The sequence below is a fragment of the Niveispirillum sp. CC-CTL257 genome, assembly GCF_059489915.1.
This window is the reverse complement of sequence record NZ_JCAJXE010000001.1, coordinates 2,340,117-2,353,348: the sequence shown is the minus strand read 5'-3', so window position 1 is coordinate 2,353,348 and position 13,232 is coordinate 2,340,117. Positions and strand designations below refer to the sequence as shown.

At 63.8% G+C, this 13,232-nt stretch carries 16 protein-coding genes; 4 read left to right on the top strand and 12 right to left on the bottom strand.

The window, feature by feature from the left end; all coding sequences use genetic code 11:
• Nucleotides 1-60: 60 nt before the first annotated feature.
• From rpsK to ABC729_RS10970, 4 genes are all read right to left on the bottom strand, one after another.
• Nucleotides 61-459, bottom strand: coding sequence for a 30S ribosomal protein S11 (gene rpsK, locus ABC729_RS10985; protein WP_495607637.1), 399 nt, complete (start codon nucleotides 457-459; stop codon nucleotides 61-63).
• Between the two features lie 18 nt (nucleotides 460-477).
• Complete coding sequence (gene rpsM / locus ABC729_RS10980) at nucleotides 478-846, bottom strand: 30S ribosomal protein S13 (protein WP_495607636.1); 369 nt, start codon at nucleotides 844-846, stop codon at nucleotides 478-480.
• Nucleotides 847-1,196: 350 nt separating this feature from the next.
• Nucleotides 1,197-1,673 (bottom strand): thermonuclease family protein, encoded by a 477-nt coding sequence (locus tag ABC729_RS10975; protein ID WP_495607635.1) that lies wholly within the window; start codon nucleotides 1,671-1,673, stop codon nucleotides 1,197-1,199.
• 155 nt (nucleotides 1,674-1,828) lie between these two features.
• Entirely contained in the window at nucleotides 1,829-1,990 is a 162-nt protein-coding gene (locus ABC729_RS10970; RefSeq protein WP_495607634.1) for a succinate dehydrogenase assembly factor 4, read from the bottom strand.
• A 148-nt stretch (nucleotides 1,991-2,138) separates the two neighbouring features.
• Between ABC729_RS10970 and htpX the strand changes: the two genes are divergently transcribed.
• Nucleotides 2,139-3,098, top strand: a complete 960-nt coding sequence (gene htpX / locus ABC729_RS10965; RefSeq protein ID WP_495607633.1) for a zinc metalloprotease HtpX — start codon at nucleotides 2,139-2,141, stop codon at nucleotides 3,096-3,098.
• Here htpX and ABC729_RS10960 read toward each other — a convergent pair whose 3' ends face one another.
• Complete coding sequence (locus ABC729_RS10960; protein ID WP_495607632.1) at nucleotides 3,099-4,256, bottom strand: serine hydrolase domain-containing protein; 1,158 nt, start codon at nucleotides 4,254-4,256, stop codon at nucleotides 3,099-3,101.
• Nucleotides 4,257-4,268: 12 nt separating this feature from the next.
• Nucleotides 4,269-5,153 (bottom strand): ribose-phosphate diphosphokinase, encoded by an 885-nt coding sequence (locus tag ABC729_RS10955; RefSeq protein WP_495607631.1) that lies wholly within the window; start codon nucleotides 5,151-5,153, stop codon nucleotides 4,269-4,271.
• Nucleotides 5,154-5,420: 267 nt separating this feature from the next.
• Here ABC729_RS10955 and ABC729_RS10950 point away from each other — a divergent pair, with 267 nt between their 5' ends.
• Nucleotides 5,421-6,410 (top strand): protein phosphatase CheZ, encoded by a 990-nt coding sequence (locus tag ABC729_RS10950; RefSeq protein WP_495607630.1) that lies wholly within the window; start codon nucleotides 5,421-5,423, stop codon nucleotides 6,408-6,410.
• Between the two features lie 6 nt (nucleotides 6,411-6,416).
• Nucleotides 6,417-7,691, top strand: a complete 1,275-nt coding sequence (locus ABC729_RS10945) for a pentapeptide repeat-containing protein (protein ID WP_495607629.1) — start codon at nucleotides 6,417-6,419, stop codon at nucleotides 7,689-7,691.
• Nucleotides 7,692-8,078: 387 nt separating this feature from the next.
• Here the strand turns inward: ABC729_RS10945 and acs are convergent, their stop codons facing one another.
• A complete protein-coding gene (gene acs, locus ABC729_RS10940) occupies nucleotides 8,079-10,019 on the bottom strand; it encodes an acetate--CoA ligase (protein ID WP_495607628.1) in 1,941 nt (646 codons plus the stop codon).
• A 301-nt stretch (nucleotides 10,020-10,320) separates the two neighbouring features.
• Here acs and ABC729_RS10935 point away from each other — a divergent pair, with 301 nt between their 5' ends.
• Entirely contained in the window at nucleotides 10,321-10,542 is a 222-nt protein-coding gene (locus ABC729_RS10935) for a hypothetical protein (RefSeq protein WP_495607627.1), read from the top strand.
• Nucleotides 10,543-10,548: 6 nt separating this feature from the next.
• Here ABC729_RS10935 and ABC729_RS10930 read toward each other — a convergent pair whose 3' ends face one another.
• From ABC729_RS10930 to msrA, 5 genes are all read right to left on the bottom strand, one after another.
• The gene (locus tag ABC729_RS10930; protein ID WP_495607626.1) at nucleotides 10,549-10,896 is read right to left on the bottom strand and encodes a Rieske (2Fe-2S) protein; all 348 of its coding nucleotides are present in this window, start codon (nucleotides 10,894-10,896) and stop codon (nucleotides 10,549-10,551) included.
• A gap of 4 nt (nucleotides 10,897-10,900) precedes the next feature.
• Complete coding sequence (locus ABC729_RS10925) at nucleotides 10,901-11,722, bottom strand: class I SAM-dependent methyltransferase (RefSeq protein ID WP_495607625.1); 822 nt, start codon at nucleotides 11,720-11,722, stop codon at nucleotides 10,901-10,903.
• 10 nt (nucleotides 11,723-11,732) lie between these two features.
• On the bottom strand, nucleotides 11,733-12,146 hold the full coding sequence (locus tag ABC729_RS10920) for an EVE domain-containing protein (protein ID WP_495607624.1): 414 nt from the start codon (nucleotides 12,144-12,146) through the stop codon (nucleotides 11,733-11,735).
• Nucleotides 12,147-12,270: 124 nt separating this feature from the next.
• Nucleotides 12,271-12,549: a YciI family protein gene (locus ABC729_RS10915; RefSeq protein ID WP_495607623.1), complete on the bottom strand. Its 279-nt coding sequence runs from the start codon at nucleotides 12,547-12,549 to the stop codon at nucleotides 12,271-12,273.
• 75 nt (nucleotides 12,550-12,624) lie between these two features.
• Entirely contained in the window at nucleotides 12,625-13,134 is a 510-nt protein-coding gene (gene msrA, locus ABC729_RS10910) for a peptide-methionine (S)-S-oxide reductase MsrA (protein ID WP_102113044.1), read from the bottom strand.
• Between the last annotated feature and the right edge of the window lie 98 nt (nucleotides 13,135-13,232).

The window sequence follows — 13,232 nt, the reverse complement described above, 5'->3', positions numbered from 1 at the left end:
CGATGGCGTGTGGCGGCCTTTCCCGAACGGATGCTGTTCCGGGACGATGAATAATCGAAATCAGACGCGGCGCTTCTTCGGCGGGCGAACGCCGTTGTGCGGGATCGGCGTCACGTCGCGGATGGACGTGATCTGGAAGCCGACCGACTGAAGGGCGCGCAGAGCCGATTCACGGCCCGAACCCGGACCCTTCACTTCGACTTCCAGCGTCTTCATGCCGTGCTCCTGGGCCTTGCGGCCCGCGTCCTCGGCAGCCATCTGGGCGGCGTAGGGCGTGGACTTGCGCGAACCCTTGAAGCCCATCGTGCCCGACGAGGACCAGGAGATGGTGTTCCCCTGTGCGTCGGTGATGGTGATCATGGTGTTGTTGAAGCTGGCGTTCACGTGAGCGACGCCAGAGGTGATGTTCTTGCGCTCGCGACGGCGAAGACGTGCGGCGTTGGCATTGGGCTTGGCCATTTGGTCTTACTCCGTCTCTTACTTCTTCTTGCCGGCGATCGGCTTGGCCGGGCCCTTGCGGGTGCGCGCATTGGTATGCGTGCGCTGACCACGAACGGGCAGGCCCTTACGGTGACGCAGGCCGCGGTAGCACACCATGTCCATCAGACGCTTGATGTTCATGGCGGTTTCACGACGCAGGTCGCCTTCGACCTTATAGTCGCTGTCGATGGTCTCGCGGATGCGCAGGACTTCGTCGTCGGTCAACTGGTTGACACGACGCTCAGCCGGAATGCCGACCTTGGAGCAGATGTCAGTAGCGAACTTCGGACCAATGCCGTGAATGTACTGAAGGGCGATCACCACACGCTTTGCCGTGGGGATATTGACGCCAGCGATACGCGCCACGTGTCTTCTCCTCGTTATGTCCGGCCACGATGACCGGACGATCTTCGTCCACATCCCGCCTGCCGGTTCCGGTACCCGTGGCGGGGCGTCCAGTCGGCTTCGGGACATCTCATCCGAAGAAACCCCAACTGATGCCAGGGCCTCCAAATGCATACGCACGACATAGTCCTCCCCCAGCCCTTTCAGGCTGATGGGCGGGCATGGTCGCGCGCGTCCAATCCCTTTGGGTCAGGATCAGAGGCGCGGAGTATAGGCAGGGGCAAATCGGAGTCAAGCCGCAACAATGTGCGGGACGCAGGGTCGGGTAGGGGTTTCCCGCATGGCTGAACCGTTGTGAAGGCGGCGGCGGTTCAGGTCCCAGCACACCAGGGTTGGCGCTTGCCGCCATTGTAAGGTCTCGCATGGCCGGCCTTGATCATGGCCTGGGCCAGATCGGTGCCATCCGCCAGGGTCACCCGCGCCCGGACACGCCCGCCATACTTGTCATACTCGACATCGTGCAGGCGAATGGTGCCGTCGCCCTTGCCCTCCGTTGCCGGGGCCACCAGGGTTGCCAGCTTCTGCCGCGCCGCCTGCGCCATGCGCTTTTCATCGGCGCAGTCGGATCGGCTTTCCGGCGTGTCGATCCCGTCGAGCCGGACCCTGGCCGTCACTTCCTGGTCCAGCCAGATGGTGACGCGCACACCCAGCGTGTCGCCATCCACCACTTCCGTCACCCGTGCCGCCAGCGGACCACTGACCCGGCTGACAGCCAGCGACGGCGCCGTACCCAGCATCAGCAGGGCAGCGGCCAGGGCCGGCAGCAGCAGGGGACGCGGGCGCAACATGGGTTTCAGCGTTCCATTCAAAGGACTACCGCATAATCTAAGCTGAAGTCGCCCGGAACGGAACAGGAATTTATGACCTACGTCCTAAGTTGAATACACTTAGGATCATTAGCGCAGAATGAGCCCACTAGTAGGCGCGAATGCAACCGGAAAGATCAGAAGTCGCTGCAACGCCCCTTGAATTCCCAGTCGCCAAAGCGGGTTGGCTCGGGCCCTGCAGGGCCACCGATTTCACCGGGCGGCTGGGTCACGGGCGGCTTGCGGGCCGGGGGTTGGTCCGTTGCGGCCTGTTCAACGGTCTTCTTCTCGTCGGTCATGGGGCTCTCCATCATCTTCCGCCGCAGATATGGCGCGTGACCGTTACCCTGCCAAGCCTTGATGCGGGCAGGGCAGGGGCCATATCTGGATGGGCGGTCGCTTGGGCCGCCTAACGGATCGGGCACGAAGGAGCCTTAGGGTTAAAAAATGAACGGCTATTTCCGCACCGCCATGCTGCTGGCTGGACTGACGGGCCTTTTCCTGGCCGTCGGCTTCATGCTGGGCGGGCAGTCGGGCATGGTCATCGCGTTCGGCGTGGCCGTGGCCATGAACGCCTTTGCCTATTGGAATTCCGACAAGATGGTGCTGCGCATGTATGGCGCACGCCAGGTGGATGCCGCCACGGCCCCGCAATTCTACACGATGGTACAGCGTCTGGCGCAGCGGGCGGCTCTGCCGATGCCCAAGGTCTATATCATTGACAATGACCAGCCCAACGCCTTTGCCACGGGCCGCAACCCGGAGAATGCCGCGGTCGCCGCCACCACCGGCCTGCTGAACCGCCTGTCGGCGGAGGAAGTGGCGGGCGTCATGGCGCATGAACTGGCGCATATCAAGAACCGCGATACGCTGATCATGACCATCACGGCGACGCTGGCGGGTGCCCTGTCCATGCTGGCCAATTTCGCGATGTTCTTTGGCGGGTCCCAGTCCAATGATGGTGAGAACCGCAGCAATCCGCTGGGCTTTGTCGGGGTGATTCTGGTCTCCATCCTGGCGCCGCTGGCCGCCATGCTGGTGCAGATGGCCATCAGCCGCTCCCGTGAATATGAAGCCGATCGGATGGGGGCGGAGATCAGTGGCCGGCCCGACTGGCTGGCCGACGCGCTGGAAGGTATCCAGGGCACGGCGGCCCGCGTGACCAACCAGGCGGCGGAGAACAATCCCGCTACCGCCCATATGTTCATCATCAACCCGCTGCATGGCCGGGGTGTGGACAGCCTGTTTTCTACCCATCCCAGCACGGCCGAACGCGTGCGCCGCCTGCGCAGCATGATGATGGGTGGTTCCGTGCCGCCCCAACGCCCCGCCAGCGCGCCCAGCCGCCGGAGCGGCAGCGTTCCGGACGCGGGTGGTAAGCGCAAGCGCGGCCTGCCCTGGGGTTGACTACCGGACCGGGGCGGCGGACGGTGCCGTGCCCAGCGCCGTCCCGACAGCGGCCATGAAGGTGCCGGCCACGTCAAAACTCTCGGGATTGGCCGTATTGGCATTGAAGCCGATGGTCAGGTCGATGGCGGGGCAATGCACCACCAGCGTGCCGTAATAGCCACCCAACCCGAGACAAGCATGCGGGCCAACCTTTTCCGGCGCGAAAAGGGCGGGACGGGCCTGCATCATGTAGCCTTCGTCCGATTGTGCCGTGACCAGGGTCAGGGCAGAGGCCAGGGTGGCCGTTTCCCGGAAAACCCCGCCACGCAGGATGGCGCGGAACAGTCGCCCGACATCATCGAGTGTAGAGACCAGTCCGCCTCCGCCATAGAGATCATAGGATGGGTCCGCCGCCGTCATGTCGACACCCGACGCATATTGATGGGCACGTGGCTTCACCCCTGCCGGTGCGGGCTCCAGGCTTTCCAGCCAGGTGTGGGTCAGCCCCAGCCTTTCATAAGGGAGCAACTGGCGCAGGGCAGGGCCCATGCCCTGACCTGTGGCCCGTTCCAGGATCTCGCCCAGAAGGGAGTAGCCCGTATCCACATAATGGAACCGCTGCCCCGGTGCACCGTGGGCGGGGCCAACCTTCATGGCGATGGCAATCTGTTCGGCCCGGGTCCAGTGGCGTCTGGGTTGTGACAGCATCGCCTTCTCATAGGCGGGGTCATCATAGAAGTCGCGCAGGCCGCTGGTATGGTCCAGCAGCTGCCGTACCGTGATGCGGTCCGGATCATAACCGCCACTGCGCAGCAAAGCCGCCGTTTCCGGTGCGATCAGCGGTGCGATGGATTGTGCCAGTGACAGCTTTCCCTCTTCCTCCAGCCGCAGGATGGCCGCCCCCACAAAGGCCTTCGTGATGCTGGCAACCCGGAACGGATGGTCGGGCATCAGGGGCGTACCCGTTGGATCGGCCTTGCCGACGGCGGCGCGCCAGTCGATGCCCCGGCGAGGGGCCTGCACGGTGACGGTGATGCCGGGGCTGTCGGGCAGGGCGGTTACCGCCTTTTCCAGCGCTTGCTGGAATACAGGTGTCAGGTCCGTGTCCGCCCGCGCTCCGGTGGCGGCGACGCTCAGCGCCATAAAAGCCAGAAGCCACCGTAACCGCCGCACCATGCTGTCACTCCCTTAAAGAACGGCCAGACAATCGGCAATCAGGTCCGACAGGCCGATGGCATTGGTCGGGTGCGGGATGCCGTCGGCTGACACGACGCTTTCGATGCCCGCCGCCTTGAAAGCCTCCAGCCGCTCCATCGGGAAGACGGCATGCACCGTGGCTGCCAGGACTCGTGCCGCCCCATGGGCATAGGCCACCTTGGCGGCGTCGATCAGGGTGCCGCCGGAACTGATGATGTCATCCACGAACAGGATTGTACGGCGGGTCAGGTCGGTGCCCTCCGGCAGGCCAACCGAGACGTCATGGTCGCCGCGCCGCACCTTCAGGCCGACAATGCCCTGCACACCCGCCGCCTTGGCCGCCCCGTTTACCAGATGGTCCGATTCTTCATCGGGACCCAAAATGATCCAGTCCTGATCCGCCGCGCCCTGCGCCCTGGCCCAGGCGCCCAGCAGGGGACCGGCGGTCAGGGCGGCGGAACGACCGCCGGGAAACACCTCGCCCAGGTCGTGGGTTCGGTGCAGATGTGGATCGACGGTGACGATCCGGTCGAACAGCCCGCCCAGCCAGCGGCCCATGATGCGCTGGCTCACCACCTCGCCAGGGCGGAACTCCATATCCTGGCGCATATAGGCCAGGTAGGGGGCGACCAGGGTCAGCTCCTTGGCGCCGCGTTCACGCAGGGCGCCGGCCAGGAACTGCAATTCCACCAGCTTGGCATTGGGTTGATCCAGCGACCGCACGATCACGGCGCGTTCAGGGGCGGCCTCCAGCCGGACCAAGCTTTCACCATCGGGGAATCGGTGCAGCGAAACCTGATGCAGGGGAAGGCCCGTGCGCGCCGCAAGGTTGCCGGCCAGTGCCGCGCCTTCGGGAAAGCCGATCAGAATATCCATGCTTGTTCCATCCCCACCCGGCCGCTGGGTCGGCCGCTCTTGTGACATGCGCGGTCAAAATACACCGGAGCGACCCTGCGACGCACGCCCGAAGCGGGGGATGACAAATGAGTATGGCGAAATTTGGCGTTTTTAATTATCGACTGTAATATCGGGGAGCGCGGTTCATTTTTCGGCAATTGTTCCGGGCACCGCTGACAGGCGGCTTGCTTCGGTCGTTGCGTTAGCGGCATCTTTGCTCTGGCGTCGTTTGAAAGGGGTGGCCCGATGTGGGGGCTTGGCGGTAGCAGCGGCATGGATCCGTTGGAACTCTCCGACAAGGAGTACGCTGCCCTGGAGGAGGCGCTGATGGCGTCGGCCCGTGGCCGTGCCTTTCTGCGTCAGCGCGACCGGCAGACACGCATCGTGGCCCAGGATGACTGGCGCGCCTTGCTTTCCAGCATGACCGAACAGGTGGGACGCCTGCAGGGGATCGGCGGTGGTGGCGCTGCCGCTGCGGCGGTGGCCGACCAGAGCCCGCATATCCACATCATGCGGGAAGAGCTGAAGCAGCTTTCCAACTATATCGAACAGACGCGGCAGGAGATCGCGCAACTGCGCCCCATGGATGCCGGTGCCAACCGCATCATGGCCGCCACCAACGAACTGGACGCCATCGTCACCGCGACGGAACGGGCGACATCGGACATCCTGAATGCGACCGAACGCATTCAGGCCCTGGTCTCGCGTCTGCCGCCCAGCGACATTACCAACGATATCGATGCCCAGACCATCGAGATCATGACCGCCTGTTCTTTCCAGGACATTACCGGTCAGCGCACGACCAAGGTCGTCAACACGCTGCGCTATATCGAGCAGCGCGTGAACACCATGATCGAGATCTGGGGTGTGGAGGATACCGAGGTCGGGGCTAAGAAACTGGGCACTGACGGCCTGATCGCCCTGCGTCCCGACGATGATCGCCCCGACAAGCACCTGCTGCATGGCCCGGCGTTGGAGGCCGTCAGTCAGGCCAATATCGATGCGCTGTTCGACAGCCTGGACGGCCCGTCCATGCCGGCCAAGGCCGATGCCAATGACGACCTGAACAATATGGATGATTGGGGCCTGTCGGAGGAGGAGATGGCACCGCCACCACCCCCGCCTCCGCCCCCACCACCTCCCCCGCCGCCGCCTCCCCCACCACCCCCGCCACCGCCCCCGCCGGCGGCTGGTGCCACGGTGTCGCAGGCCGATATCGACGCCTTGTTCGGGTAAGCCGCCATGTCCGCAGATGGCAACAATGTCGCTCCCCGCGTGCGCCTGTCCCAGGCGCAGCTGGACCGCGCGTGCGAACGGCATCTGGCCTATCTGTCGGGCATGCCAGGTGCCGCTAAGTTGAGCCTGCCCTTCTTTGACCTGTCGGGCATGTCGTTCAATGCCCGCAACCTGACCAACGCCAACCTGTCGGGTGCCATCCTGCGCGGCACCAGCTTTGTCGGTGCCAAGCTGGACTATGCCGATCTGTTCGGCTGCGACCTCTCCAGTTCCGATCTGTCGGGTGCGCAACTGGTGCGCACCGACCTGCGTGCCGCTAGCCTGCGCGGGGCCATCCTGCGCGGTGCCAAGATGGTGGAATGCGACCTGCGTGACGGCAATATGGCCGTCAGCACCCGCACTGACTTCAAGGTGCTGGGCCTGGAGATCGGACCTGCCGATATCTCCTCCGCCGTCATGATCAATGCCGACCTGACGCGCGCTCGCCTCACTGGCTCCTGCGCGCGGGAGGCGGACTTCTCCGGTGCCACAATGGCCGGTGCGCAGCTGGCCCGCGTCGATCTGCGCGATGCCCAGTTCAAATCGGCCAACATGGATGGCGTCGATCTGGCCGATGCCGATCTGCGCGGTGCCGACCTGTCAGGGGCCAAGGTTTCCGCCCAGGCGCTGCAAGCCGCGATCCGCACCGATGAGGAAGCGGCCAAGCGCGGTGTGGGGCAAGCGCCCGACATGCCGCCGGCCCCACCGGCACCAGACGCTGCCCCCAACAGCCCGCCGCCACCCGAACGCCTGGACGCCATGCTGCGCGCCCACGCGCAATGGGTGGCGACCGGCGGGCAGGCAGGCCACCAGCTGGATATCAGCGGCCTTGACCTGTCGGGCAGCGACATGGCGGGTCGTGTCCTGACCCTGATGAAGGCGACCGGCGCCAACCTGCGCGGTGCCGACCTGCGCGGTGCCCAGATGCAGGCCGCACAGCTGTCGGGTGCCGACCTGCGCTCCACCAATCTCAGCTTCGCCGATCTGCGCGGTGCCTGCATGGACCGCGCCAACCTGATCGACGCCAACATGGAAAAGGCCAACCTTTCCAAGCTGAAAACGGCGCGCGGACATGAGCTGCGCACCTCGCTCGTTCGCGCCCGTCTGGCCGCCGCCATCCTGCGCGGGGCCGACCTGACCCTGGTGGATTTCACGGGTGCCGACCTGTCCGCCACCGTCCTGGACGGTGCCGACATGAGCGGTGCTACGCTGGAGGCGGCGCGGGGCCTCAATTTGAGCTGAGGCGCTGCTCCGAACGGGTTCACTCACCCTCTTTCGACAATGCCCCACCCGTTGCCCATCGGGTCCTTGGGCGGTATTTGCTGTCTTCAGACTGCCGAATTCTACGGTCGTGACCCGTCATCGCCGACCAAATGCAACCAAGTGAAACAGAAAATCGAGGGGTGTTTCACCGCTCACGCCTTTTGGGCTTCGGCAGCCGGCGGCTCCGAATTCGGCTTGGCGTGGAAATAGCGTTGATGGGGCAATGATAGCAAGGGTGGTAGGAAAAGTCAGCAGATACGGGCTGGCAGCGTTTGTACAGGCGGCATGCCGGTGGTTTCCCCCACCGCAAATGCAAACGGCGGGGTTGCCCCCGCCGTCTATGTTGCTTCACCTGTCGCTGCCGCCTCAGCCGCGATTCATCCGGCTGTTGACCAGATCATGGACGACATTGGGGTCGGCCAGCGTGCTGGTGTCGCCCAACGCCTCATGCTCGTTGGCGGCGATCTTGCGCAGGATGCGGCGCATGATCTTGCCCGACCTTGTCTTGGGCAGGCCCGGTGCCCACTGGATCAGGTCCGGCGTGGCGATAGGGCCGATTTCCTTGCGGACCCAGGTGACCAGCTCCTTGCGCAGCTCCTCCGTCGGGTCCTCCCCGGCATTCAGGGTGACATAGGCGTAGATGCCCTGGCCCTTCAGGTCGTGCGGGTAGCCGACCACAGCGGCCTCTGCCACCTTGGGGTGGGCGACCAGCGCGCTTTCGATTTCTGCCGTGCCCAACCGGTGGCCGGACACGTTGATCACGTCATCGACGCGACCGGTGATCCAGTAATAGCCGTCTTCATCGCGGCGGCAGCCATCGCCCGTGAAATACTTGCCCTTGAAGGTGCTGAAATAGGTCTGGATGAAGCGTTCATGGTCGCCAAAGACCGTCCGCATCTGGCCCGGCCAGCTATCCACGATGCAGAGATTACCCTCCGTCGCACCTTCCAGGATGGTGCCTTCATTATCCACCACCTGCGGCTGAACCCCGAAGAAGGGCAGGGTGGCCGATCCCGGCTTCTGCCCGATGGCACCCGGCAGCGGGGTGATCAGGATGCCCCCGGTTTCCGTCTGCCACCATGTATCGACGATGGGGCAGCGGCCATCGCCCACCACGCCGTGATACCACAGCCAGGCCTCGGGATTGATCGGCTCACCCACCGAACCCAGCAGGCGCAGGCTGGCGCGGCTGGTCTTCTTCACCGGGGCCTCACCTTCGCGCATCAGGGCGCGGATGGCGGTGGGGGCCGTGTAGAAGATGTTGACCTTATGCTTGTCGATCACTTCCCAGAAGCGGCTGACCGACGGGTAATTGGGGATGCCTTCAAACATCAGGGTCGTGGCACCATTGGCCAGCGGGCCATAGACGATGTAGCTGTGGCCCGTGACCCAGCCCACGTCGGCGGTGCACCAGTAGATGTCGCCATCATGATAGTCGAAGACATACTGGTGCGTCATGGAGGCATAGACGAGGTAGCCGCCGGTGGTGTGCAGCACGCCCTTTGGCTTGCCCGTCGAACCGGACGTGTAGAGGATGAACAGCGGGTCTTCGGCCCCCATCACCTCCGGCGCGTTGTCGGCGGAAACCTTGGCCGTTTCCTCGTGATACCAATGGTCGCGGCCATCCTTCCAGGCGATATCGCCGTCCGTGCGCTTCACCACGATGACCGAGGTGACGCCCGGTGCCTTCTCCAGGGCCTTGTCGACATTGGCCTTCAACGGCACCTTGCGGCCACCGCGAAGACCTTCATCGGCGGTAATGACCAGCTTGCTGTCGCAATCGACGATGCGGTCATAGAGGCTGTCGGGGGAGAAGCCGCCGAACACGATGGAATGGATGGCCCCGACGCGGGCGCAGGCCAGCATGGCATAGGCGGCCTCCGGGATCATGGGCAGATAAATGGTGACCCGGTCACCCTTCTTCACGCCCTGCGCCTTTAGCACATTGGCGAGGCGGCAGACCTTCTCATGCAGCTCACGATAGGTGATGTGGGCCGATTCCGACGGGTTGTCGCCTTCCCAGATGATGGCCGTCTGATCCCCGCGCGTGGCCAGATGCCGATCAATGCAATTATAGGCGACATTGGTGGTGCCATCCTCGAACCAGCGAATGGAAACATCGCCCTCGAAGCTGGTGTTCTTCACGCGTGTGTAGGGGGTGAACCAGTCAATGCGCTTGCCATGCGTGCCCCAGAAAGTTTCCGGGTCCTTGACCGACTGCTCGTACATCGCCTTGTACTTTGCTTCATCGACCAGGGCGTTTGCGGCCACATCTTCCGTGACAGGAAAGAAGGTTGGGCTGCTCATGGCGTTGTTTCTCCCAAGGTTGGCGGGTGGTGACATCACCGGCCGGACGGTTGCCGGCCCCGCTTATCTCTTGAACCGAACCCCTGGCTTTTGCGTATTCCGCGCCCGCGGGTTCTGTCCGTTCACGCAATTTATGTAAGCATCGGCGGTCAAGTTTGGAACATGTACATTCGTCGCGTGCGCATTTCGACGCATTCAACGGTTTTTCCGGGGAAATGATGGAGCCGCCATACTGCGTGCGGGGCGTTGCACAGCATGGTATGATTTACGAAACACTGCATGGAAACGGGGCGGACAGGGAATGAGTGGGGTGATTCCCGAAGAGGGCGGCAGTCAGGGCACCGGCGATGATCCGGTGCGGCTGGGCCTGCGCACCAGCCTGATGACCTTGAACCTGCTGTTATCGTCTCTGCCGACGGGCGCGTCAGGCTTTGCTGATGCGGCGGCGGATGCGCGCTGCCTGTCGCGGCGTATTGCCACGGCAACCGATGATTTTCGCGATGTGATGCGAAAGGCGGGGTGATTGGGGTTATTCCCCCACCGCCACCACACCATCACTGACTGTAAGCGGCACCGACCGCAGCGGGCGGCCAGCACAGGGGCCGATGATGCACATGCCATCTTCCACCCGGAACTGCGCGCCGTGTGTGCTGCATTGCAGCCAGCGTCCATCGATGCTCATGAAATCGTCGGGGTCCATTTCCAACGGCACCCCGACATGCGGGCAAGCATTGCGATAGCCGAACACCCTGTCGCCCTTGCGCGCTACCAGGATCTTCACCTTCACCTCGCCCTTCGGCCAGTCGAAGCCGCGTGCCGTGCCGTCGGGGATTTCCTCCAAGCGGCAGAGGGGGTGCGGTGTCGTCGATGGTACCATCCGGTCAGCCCTTCGTCGCCTGGAGGGAGAATGACAGGGGCAGGCGCGGCATCCCGTCCGGCAGGCGGTACAGGCCGGTATGGTCCGACGGCACCATACAGGGATAAAGCCGGTAGGGCAGTTCCTCATGCTCGTGCAGGAAGTCGATCCGCAGGCCGGCAGCGACCAGCCCTGTGACGATGGCGGAGATCGGGTGCAGCCACTCATAGTTCCGGGTGCTGCGGATTGTCTCCGCCGATCCGGTGTAAGTGGTGGCGTCATCCGTCACTACCGGTCGGTCCTGGGGTGTACGCCAGTCGTAATGAGGCCGGATGACGCCGTCCACCTCTTCAAAGGGCAGGATGGTCGGGTGGGATTCCGCCAGGTACAAGCGACCGCCCGGTACCAGCATTTCCGCCACCACCCTGGCCCAGCGACCAATATCGGGCAGCCAGTTGATGGCCCCCCAGGTGACATAGGCGATATCAAACCGGTCAGGGATCAGGGTTGGTGCATCGTAAACACTGCCCTCCACGAAGGTGGCGGCCACCCCCACCTCTGCCGACAGGGCGCGGGCGGCGGCGATGGCAGCGGGGGAGAAATCCAGCCCTGTGGCGATGGCTCCCCGCCGGGCCAGCGTCAGGGTATCCTGCCCGAAGTGGCATTGCAGGTGGAGTAGCCGCCTGCCGACTACATCTCCCACCTCCGCCGCCTCGATGGCGTGCAGGATGTCCGCCCCGGCGCGGAAATCCGCCATGCGGTAGGCTCCGGTATCGTCCTTCAGGTGGATGGCGACGCGCTCGTCCCAGTTGGCGCGGTTGGCGTCGAACCATTTCTGTTCATCCATCACCCGGCCCTCACGCTGTAATTCCAGCCAGGACGCAGATATGGGCCCATTGATCATCAGTGACAGGGCAGACGGAAAGGCGTGACTGCTTGATCAACTGCATTTCCGCCAGGGCCGGATCGCCCTTCATCTGCTTCAGGGTGACGGGTGTCTTCACCGGCATCACCGGTTTTAAGTCTACCATCACGAAGCGGCCAGCGGGATCAGAAGGGTCGGGATAGGCCTCGCGCACGATTTCCGCGATGCCGACAATCTCCAGCCCCTCGTTGGAATGGTAGAAGAAGGCCCGATCGCCCACCTTCATGGTCTTCAGGTTCAGGGCCGCCTGATGGTTGCGCACGCCATCCCAATGGGTGCGGCCATCGGCCACGAACTTGTCCCAGGCATATTTGAACGGTTCGGACTTCACCAGCCAATAGGCCATGATGGGTTCCCCACGGCATAAAGTCAGTAGGTCAGGTCGAGCGCAGTGCGCGAGCCCTGACAGTAATGGATGTAAGCCTTTTCTGTCAGGGCGAGGCTGACGCCTCGACCTGACCTACGGGCGCTTACGGCAGAACCTTGCGGTAGGGGCGGATGCTGACCGACTGAAACAGCCCGGCCTTGGCATAGGGGTCGCCGGCGGCGAAGGCCTCGGCACTGGCCTTGTCCGCGAAATCCATGACCAGCAGGCTGCCTACCGGCTTTTCCCCGGCATCGTCCAGCAGGGGGCCGGCGATGACGATCTGCGTCAGGAAGGAATTCAGATAATCCAGATGCGTCGGGCGGTTGGCCAACCGCAGGTCCAAGGAATTGGGATGATCAAGGCAGGAAATGGCGAACAGCATGGGGCGACCCTGTCGGTTACGATGTCCATCCCATGCTTTAGCCGCAGCGGCGCGCCCCGTCCAGGGGCAGCGCCGTCACCGACCCGTCAGCACCCAGTCCGGGCGCACCCAGTGGCAGGTATAGCCGTTGGGCGTGCGTTCCAGATAATCCTGGTGGAAATCCTCTGCCTCCCAAAACGGGCCGGCATCGGTAATTTCCGTCACCACCTTGCCGGGCCAATGGCCGCTGGCGTCCACCTCCGCCTTCACATGGCGGGCGGTTTCGGCCTGGGCCGCGTTCTCCACGAAGATGGCGGAGCGGTACTGGCTGCCGATATCATTGCCCTGACGGTTGGTCGTCGTCGGGTCATGGATCTGGAAGAAGAATTCCAGCAGGCGGCGATAGGTCAGCTTCTCGTTGTCAAAGCTGATCTCAATCGCCTCCGCATGGCCGGTGCGGCCCGTCTTCACATCCTTATAGGTGGGGTTGGTCAGGGCACCGCCGGTATAGCCGACGCGGGTGGCAACCACGCCCGGCACCTTGCGGATCAGGTCCTGCATGCCCCAGAAGCAGCCGCCGGCCAGGATGGCGCGTTCAATGGCCATGATCTCATTCCTTTCAGCTCAATGCTCGGCCCGTACATGTGGTGCCTTGGGGTGATGAAGTCCAGTATGGGGCGGCGGGCACCTTTGCGTCATCGGCG

What these genes read in the sequence shown, in the direction of transcription:
- rpsK (WP_495607637.1), bottom strand. Translation starts at nt 459, where the DNA reads ATGGCCAAGCCCAATGCCAACGCCGCACGTCTTCGCCGTCGCGAGCGC.
- ABC729_RS10975 (WP_495607635.1), bottom strand. Translation starts at nt 1,673, where the DNA reads ATGTTGCGCCCGCGTCCCCTGCTGCTGCCGGCCCTGGCCGCTGCCCTG.
- ABC729_RS10970 (WP_495607634.1), bottom strand. Translation starts at nt 1,990, where the DNA reads ATGACCGACGAGAAGAAGACCGTTGAACAGGCCGCAACGGACCAACCC.
- htpX (WP_495607633.1), top strand. Translation starts at nt 2,139, where the DNA reads ATGAACGGCTATTTCCGCACCGCCATGCTGCTGGCTGGACTGACGGGC.
- ABC729_RS10960 (WP_495607632.1), bottom strand. Translation starts at nt 4,256, where the DNA reads ATGGTGCGGCGGTTACGGTGGCTTCTGGCTTTTATGGCGCTGAGCGTC.
- ABC729_RS10955 (WP_495607631.1), bottom strand. Translation starts at nt 5,153, where the DNA reads ATGGATATTCTGATCGGCTTTCCCGAAGGCGCGGCACTGGCCGGCAAC.
- ABC729_RS10950 (WP_495607630.1), top strand. Translation starts at nt 5,421, where the DNA reads ATGTGGGGGCTTGGCGGTAGCAGCGGCATGGATCCGTTGGAACTCTCC.
- ABC729_RS10945 (WP_495607629.1), top strand. Translation starts at nt 6,417, where the DNA reads ATGTCCGCAGATGGCAACAATGTCGCTCCCCGCGTGCGCCTGTCCCAG.
- acs (WP_495607628.1), bottom strand. Translation starts at nt 10,019, where the DNA reads ATGAGCAGCCCAACCTTCTTTCCTGTCACGGAAGATGTGGCCGCAAAC.
- ABC729_RS10935 (WP_495607627.1), top strand. Translation starts at nt 10,321, where the DNA reads ATGAGTGGGGTGATTCCCGAAGAGGGCGGCAGTCAGGGCACCGGCGAT.
- ABC729_RS10930 (WP_495607626.1), bottom strand. Translation starts at nt 10,896, where the DNA reads ATGGTACCATCGACGACACCGCACCCCCTCTGCCGCTTGGAGGAAATC.
- ABC729_RS10925 (WP_495607625.1), bottom strand. Translation starts at nt 11,722, where the DNA reads ATGGATGAACAGAAATGGTTCGACGCCAACCGCGCCAACTGGGACGAG.
- ABC729_RS10920 (WP_495607624.1), bottom strand. Translation starts at nt 12,146, where the DNA reads ATGGCCTATTGGCTGGTGAAGTCCGAACCGTTCAAATATGCCTGGGAC.
- ABC729_RS10915 (WP_495607623.1), bottom strand. Translation starts at nt 12,549, where the DNA reads ATGCTGTTCGCCATTTCCTGCCTTGATCATCCCAATTCCTTGGACCTG.
- msrA (WP_102113044.1), bottom strand. Translation starts at nt 13,134, where the DNA reads ATGGCCATTGAACGCGCCATCCTGGCCGGCGGCTGCTTCTGGGGCATG.